General features: G+C 40.3%; 7 protein-coding genes. All 7 read right to left on the bottom strand.

Features of this window, described 5'->3' with window-relative positions:
* Positions 1-392 precede the first annotated feature (392 nt).
* A complete protein-coding gene (locus FTT77_RS13945; RefSeq protein WP_218947587.1) occupies positions 393-764 on the bottom strand; it encodes a hypothetical protein in 372 nt (123 codons plus the stop codon).
* Between the two features lie 279 nt (positions 765-1043).
* Complete coding sequence (locus tag FTT77_RS13940) at positions 1044-1961, bottom strand: tyrosine recombinase XerC (protein ID WP_180026696.1); 918 nt, start codon at positions 1959-1961, stop codon at positions 1044-1046.
* Positions 1962-2038: 77 nt separating this feature from the next.
* Positions 2039-2872, bottom strand: coding sequence for an enhanced serine sensitivity protein SseB C-terminal domain-containing protein (locus FTT77_RS13935; RefSeq protein WP_180109449.1), 834 nt, complete (start codon positions 2870-2872; stop codon positions 2039-2041).
* Between the two features lie 84 nt (positions 2873-2956).
* Positions 2957-3802, bottom strand: a complete 846-nt coding sequence (gene dapF / locus FTT77_RS13930; RefSeq protein ID WP_111883917.1) for a diaminopimelate epimerase — start codon at positions 3800-3802, stop codon at positions 2957-2959.
* A gap of 13 nt (positions 3803-3815) precedes the next feature.
* Positions 3816-5060: a diaminopimelate decarboxylase gene (gene lysA / locus FTT77_RS13925; RefSeq protein WP_180003346.1), complete on the bottom strand. Its 1245-nt coding sequence runs from the start codon at positions 5058-5060 to the stop codon at positions 3816-3818.
* Positions 5061-5084: 24 nt separating this feature from the next.
* A complete protein-coding gene (locus FTT77_RS13920; protein ID WP_373684424.1) occupies positions 5085-5294 on the bottom strand; it encodes a lipoprotein in 210 nt (69 codons plus the stop codon).
* A gap of 344 nt (positions 5295-5638) precedes the next feature.
* The gene (locus FTT77_RS13915; RefSeq protein WP_078192075.1) at positions 5639-7042 is read right to left on the bottom strand and encodes an amino acid permease; all 1404 of its coding nucleotides are present in this window, start codon (positions 7040-7042) and stop codon (positions 5639-5641) included.
* Positions 7043-7202: the final 160 nt, after the last annotated feature.

Below are 7202 nucleotides of genomic sequence, written 5' to 3'. Positions count from 1 at the left end.
CGCGACTCATGAGTGCTCGGTTATATGCGGGCCAATTGGTTGTGCGGTAGATTTTGTGTGTAGGCTTCTTCATTTGAAAATTATATCGCTGAAAAAGCCTTTACAGATAGGTTTGTGCAACAAAGCCGGCTCACACTATCAAGACTGAATGAATTAAATCACTGAGCAGCGAAAAGGGTTGGCATTTAGAGATTTTGTTTAGGCAGCTAAGCTATGCAAAGAAAGTCCATCGGCTCACCTCAAATGTACATTTGAAAGCTTAAAACCAAATGAGGTCAACACTCTAACGCTCTGCACAAGAGCAAATCAAGATGTCATGGTATAAGTGATATAAGGGCTAAACATCCAAATCCAATGAAGATAGCCCATGAGTTGTATATTTGCCGGATAGTTTAGGCTGGCTGATTTTCCAAAAAGTCACGATGGATGTGGCTTAGGTCAATAAGTTCATATTGTGCCAAATCAAAAATGCGCCAAATGGTGAGAGCATCTTCTTTGCTGTCAAATTTTACAGTTGCTTTATTGCTAAGCTGCCACTGTTTATCCGAAATCCAAATAAAGTATTGGCCCGTCGCCGCATTAAACGCCTGAACTTTACCATCGGCATTAATCCCTTGTAGCTGCGCACCTTCAGGCAATACAGCTTCTACTTCAGGCAAACTGATTTCAACAAAGTGTTTGATCTGGCGTAAGCCGTATCCTGCAAAAATTTCTTTTTGCTGACCATTTAACTGGTCATATTTTTCTTGAATATCTGAAATCATGGTATGGCCTATATATTTTTAACGGTACAGCAATTTAGTAAATGGCGAATTTCACTTCGGCACTTACGTCAATTCAATAATGGACAATTTTTATACCCGATAATTTGAATTTTTATAATGCGACAATAGTTCAAAATGTCGGTCAATTTTACCAATATTTTTTCACATCCTTATTTAATTTTCATGAAGTAGACCACTTTAGGATGCAAAATGTGAAATCTAGCCTGTGAATTTAAGCAAAATTTAGACCACTGAGTACCAAAGTCGTTTTTGCAATTGTTACGAATCTTTATGCTGTGCCCTTGGATGGGCCTGATCATACACTTGTGCCAATCGATCAAAATCCACATGGGTATAAATTTGTGTAGTGGTTAAATTACTATGACCCAACATTTCTTGTACAGCACGCAAGTCACCGCTATTGGACAACATATGGCTAGCGAAGCAATGTCGTAATAAATGCGGATGTAAATCGACATTTACACCTGCACGTCGAGCTTGAAATTTAACTCGATTTTCTATTTGTCTTACCCCCAGTGGATTACCTTTTTGAGTGATAAAAACTTGGGCTTCTGGGACAAAATCACCATGCCATGCAGGATATAATTGCAACCAATGCATCACAGCCTCTTTGGCTTTAGAACCAAAAGGTACAATGCGCGTTTTATTCCCTTTACCCGTAATACGTAACAGTTGGCGATTAAAATCAATATCTCGAATGGTTAAGCCCTGCACTTCAGCCAAACGTAAACCACTTGAATAGAGCAGCTCCAAAATCGCTTTATCACGTATCCAAAGCTGCCGTTGAGTTTCACTTTCCGGCTCAGGCTGTTCCATGATTTGTTTAATGGTTTCAATATCGACCAATCCAGGTAAAGGACGTGATTGGCGTTTGAGCTGAAAATCATCTGCAGGATTAAAATTGAGATAATTTCCTTGTTCTGCCCATTTCATAAATTGGCGTATCGAAGATAACATGCGCTGCAAACTACTTGGACTGAGCTGAAACTGTTCCACTTTATGAGCAACAAATTCACGCAGATCTGACTTTTCGACATCATGCAGTGGCAAGTTGCGTATTGTACAAAATTGGAGAAAATCACTGACATCGCGCTCATACGCTTGCAAGGTATGTTTAGACTGATTTTGAATTTCACGTTCCTTCAACCACATAGCCAGTAGTTGACTCTGATCCATCGTCACCTGTCTTCTCCCATTTCAACATGTGCTTTAGCGTTGTGGTACGTTCTCTAAAGCGATCTTACATATCTGTTTTATGAAAAGAGTCTAGCAAAGAACCCCTTAGGCTTACCATCAACACGTTGGTAAAAAGCTTGCGTTTCATTAAGCAAATACCCTTCTACACCATCGACACTGTGCGGATTGACATGGATTAAATCCACTGGGCATTGCTCTTTTAAACTATCCTGTGTGATACGACCAATTTTACTGTGCAATTCTTGAATTTGTTGTTCAGATAATCCTGCTTCTAAATCTAATCCGATCAACAAAGTCGGTGAATCATCTCGAGCTTGATTCAGCATTTGCGCTAAATAAGCAGCTTTTACCACACGCTCTGTGCCGAAAAAAATGCTTAATTGATCAATCATAAACTGCGGATATTCCGCCGGCTGACCAATTAAAACTTCCGTATCTTCCGTAACTTCATAGTTTTCTGAGGGCTGAATATACTGCCCGTTCAGCAAATGTTGAATTTCTTCTGGTACAAAGTCCTTCGTCGCATCAGGTGATTGTGGATTCAATACAAGCCTTGCTCCTAAAGTCATTTCAAATAATGCCTTGGTTGGTAGCCGGATATACGACTCCTCTTCAGATATTGCTAAACGCATTTTTTCCAAGGACGTAAAAAATGGAATGACGCAATCATATGTTTCATCTTCCCATGATTTCAATTGAACACTGTCGCCTTCATCCAAGATCAAATCTTCGGCAATGCGTGAATCACGTCCCCCTGTTGTTCCCACACAATACACATTGGCTGCCAATAACTGAGCTAAAAATTCGGGTCGATACGCGGGTTCATGTAAGGCTTTATGAAAAAGTTGTTCTAAGATTTCTTCTTTTATTTCTTCGTTTATTTGTTCCATGTTGATTCCAATCCAATTGAATTATAATTTTTTATTCACTTTTTATTTTATGAAAAAAGCCCTGAATGAATCAGGGCTTTGATTTTAACCTTGGAAGTAACTTAAATCTAAGCGTCCTTCGTAAACTGTTGCAGTTGGTCCAGTCATCCAAACCACACCACCTTCTTGCCACTCAATTTGCAGCTTACCACCTGCCAACTCTATTTCGACCGAATTAGCTAATAAACCACGACGCATACCTGATACTGCCGCTGCACAAGCACCTGTACCACAGGCCATAGTTTCACCGACACCACGTTCAAATACACGTAAGCGTGCATGTTTCTCGTCCACAATTTGCATAAAACCTGCATTTACACGCTGTGGAAAACGCTCATGCGATTCGACTTGTGGACCAATTTTAGCAACGTCTGCGGTAATAACATCAGGAACGATCGTCACTGCATGCGGATTACCCATACTCACCACATCAATGGTGAGTTGTTCATTATTCGCCAATGCAATGTCGTATAAGTTTTCAGGCTCTTCCGCAATAAATGGAATTTCATGCGGCAAAAAGCGTGGATAACCCATGTTGACGCGCACCCAACCATTCGCACCTAATTCAGGCTCTACGATACCTGACTTGGTTTGTACTTTGATTTTGGTTTTGCTGGTCAACTTACGTTCATGCACAAAGCGCGCAAAACAACGTACGCCATTACCGCATTGTTCAACTTCCGAACCATCTGCATTAAAAATACGATATTTAAAATCGACATTAGGCAAATCAGGTGGCTCTACAATCAAAAGCTGATCAAAACCAATACCAAAATGACGGTCAGCCAAACGCTGAATCGTCACTGTATCTAAATAAGCCCGTTGGCTAATTAGATCGACCACCATAAAGTCATTGCCAAGGCCATGCATTTTGGTAAATTCTAATAACATCTCGAATTTCTCCTTAAGGCAATAAACGTTCACGTTCCCATAAGGATTCGATGGTTTCACGCTCACGAATCAAATGAGACTGATCACCATCAACCATCACTTCAGCAGCACGTCCGCGGCTGTTGTAGTTTGAGCTCATGACAAAACCATAAGCACCCGCACCCAATACTGCAAGCACATCATTTTCTTGAATCGCCAAATGACGTTGCTTTCCGAGGAAATCTCCGGTTTCACAAATCGCACCAACAACATCCCAGTCTTTCTTTTCTGTATCAGTACGAGGCGTTACTTCCTGAATATCCATCCATGCTTCATATAAAGCGGGACGGATTAAGTCGTTCATAGCAGCATCAATAATGGCAAAATTACGATGATTGGTCGGTTTGAGTAAATCAACTTTGGTTAACAACACACCTGCATTTGCAGAAATACTACGCCCCGGTTCCATATACACCTTAAGGCCTAATTTCTCTAAAGCTGGACGCATTGCCTGAGCATATTCTTCAACGGTTGGCGGAACTTCGTCTTTGTACGTTACGCCTAAGCCACCACCGATATCGATATGTTTTAGATGAATACCCATCTCTTTCAGTTGATTGATCATCACAATGACACGATCAAGTGCATCAACAAAAGGCTGAGTTTCAGTCAACTGTGAGCCGATATGACAATCAATCCCGATAATCTCAAGATTTGGCAATGATGCCGCATACGCATAAGTTTCAAAAACGCTGTCTGAAGGAATGCCGAATTTATTTTCTTTTAAACCCGTAGAGATATAAGGATGGGTTTTAGCATCCACATCTGGATTTACACGCAATGAAATCGGTGCTTTCTTACCCATTGCCGCAGCAACTTTTTGGATTCGATCTAGCTCTGCATGAGATTCTACGTTAAAACATGCAATACCCACGTCCAATGCTTTTTGGATATCGGCTTCAGTTTTACCCAAACCTGAGAATACAATTTTAGAAGCTTCACCACCGGCTTTTAACACACGTGCGAGTTCACCACCCGTCACGATATCAAAACCAGCGCCCTGCTTGGCAAGTACGTTTAACACCGCAAGATTAGAGTTTGACTTTACCGCAAAACAAATTTGATGGTCGATAAAGCTAAATGCACGATCCATATCTGAATAATGCTTTTCAAAAGTAGCTTTTGAATAAACATAAAGCGGTGTGCCATATTGCTGTGCAAGCTGTTGTAAAGAACATTGCTCTGCATGCAATACCCCATTCGTACGGGTGAAACTCATGAAAGTATCCTTTCTATAAAAGCATTAAGGTGTAGGGTTAGAATTTGAAGATTCCGATTCAGTTGCAACAGGAGCCGCTTGTTTTTCCTGCTTTTGATGTGCAGGCGTATCTGGATAAATCAGATATTTTGCGCGCTTATCTGCATTTGCATCTGAAGGTAAATGCAATGCACCAGACTGACCACAAGCGGTCAGCAGCACAGCACTTGCTAATACAATAATTTTATAATTCATAAAACGATACATAAACGTACCTAATGAAAAGATTTTTCCGAGTATAACGTGATCAACCCGCGGATAAAAGAAAAGCCCTGTAATTCCAAGTGAGCTTTTTGCCATTCTGCACTAAATTTAAGCAAATTTTGATGGTGCTATTTTCAATCCTTATTTGTCTTTATTTCTAGCTCGATCAGGCTATTGATTTCACTGAAATAGCATATCAATTTGAATGCTATTTAATACAAATCGAAACGCTAATAAACAGTCTGTTTTAACTTAAAATAAGTCCATATCCAAATAAAAAAGCTGCCCCCTCAGGAGCAGCTATTTATGTTTTTACATCAGATTAAAAATGTAAATTAATGGTGCTTTTTCTTATAAAAACCGAAATAGCCAATAATCAATATGATGAACCAAATCGGGCTCACCATGAGCGCTTTCATGGTATCTGCTTCTAGCGACAAGACATAAATCATGCCGATGAAGAAGATAATCACGAGCCAACAGGTATATAAACCACCCGGTAGTTTAAAGGTTGATTTCGCATGCAACTCAGGACGAGTTTTATAGTAAACGATATAACTCCAGATAATCATGAGCCATACGCAGATAAATAAAATCGTCGACAGTGTAGTTGCTAAAGTGAAGGCTTCAACCGTGTTCGGTACGAAATACTGTAATGCCGCACCCAACAGTAAACAAACTGCCGAGAAATACAACGCATTTGCCGGAACTGCACGTGAGTTTAGACGGCCAAACGCTTTTGGACCTTGCTCTTCACGAGATAAACCAAACAACATACGTGAAGTCGAGAACACACCACTATTCATCGATGACATAACTGATGACAACACAACCAAGTTCATAATAATCGCAGCAGCAGCAATACCGGCTTGGCTAAACAAGTTCACGAATGGTGAAATGCTTGGGTCAATGGCATTCCATGGCGTAACGGACATCACAATCACAAGTGCCAGCACATAGAAAATAATGATACGAATCGGAATCGAGTTCACAGCTTTAGGCAAGTTGTGTTCTGGATCTTTGGTTTCTGCTGCCGTAGTACCCACGAGTTCTACGCCGACAAAGGCAAAAATGGCGATTTGGAAACCTGCCAAGAAGCCAGTTACTCCTGTTGGGAATAGACCACCATGTGACCATAAATGTGTGAATGATGCGATTTCACCTGTCGATGAGGTAAAACCGGTAAAGATCATCCAAAGACCGACACCAATGAGCACCACGATTGCAATAATCTTAATCAGTGCAAACCAAAACTCTAATTCACCAAAAAGTTTAACCGTAACAAGGTTTAAACCCATGATAAAAACAATGGCGGCAACACTGATCATCACCCCTTCTTCGGGCGAGAACGGGTTACCTCCATTAAAGAATTGCAGGTAATAAATGATGGCCGATAAATCAGCAATCCCTATAGTGATCCAGCACAGCCAATAGGTCCAACCCACAAAATAACCTGCCCACGGGCCGATTAAGTCGGTTGCAAAATCGATAAAAGATTTATATTCAAGATTTGATAGTAATAACTCGCCTAATGCACGCATGACGAGGAAAACCATAAAACCAATAATCATATAGATAATAAGGATGGACGGACCAGCTAAACTGATGGTCTTTCCTGACCCCATAAATAAACCTGTACCAATCGCACCACCAATCGCAATCAATTGCAGGTGTCGGTTGGACAAGCTTCGTTTCAAATCGCCGCTATCAGCGTGCGATCCATGAATTTCATTTGACATTATTTAATTCAACTTCGCGTTCCAATTGCGACAAATTAACGTAAAAATTTCAGAAAATACAAAATTATTTTTCATCATCTATATTTTCGGATTAAGTGACAAAGTTAATTTATTTTTCTTATATATAAAAATCTTAGCGCCAGTTCACATTTTAAAGCGA

The organism is Acinetobacter sp. YH01010 (assembly GCF_013420775.1).
Taxonomy (GTDB): Bacteria; Pseudomonadota; Gammaproteobacteria; order Pseudomonadales; family Moraxellaceae; genus Acinetobacter; species Acinetobacter amyesii.
The sequence above is the reverse complement of the archived record's forward strand: the minus strand, read 5'-3'. Positions and strand labels throughout refer to the sequence as shown.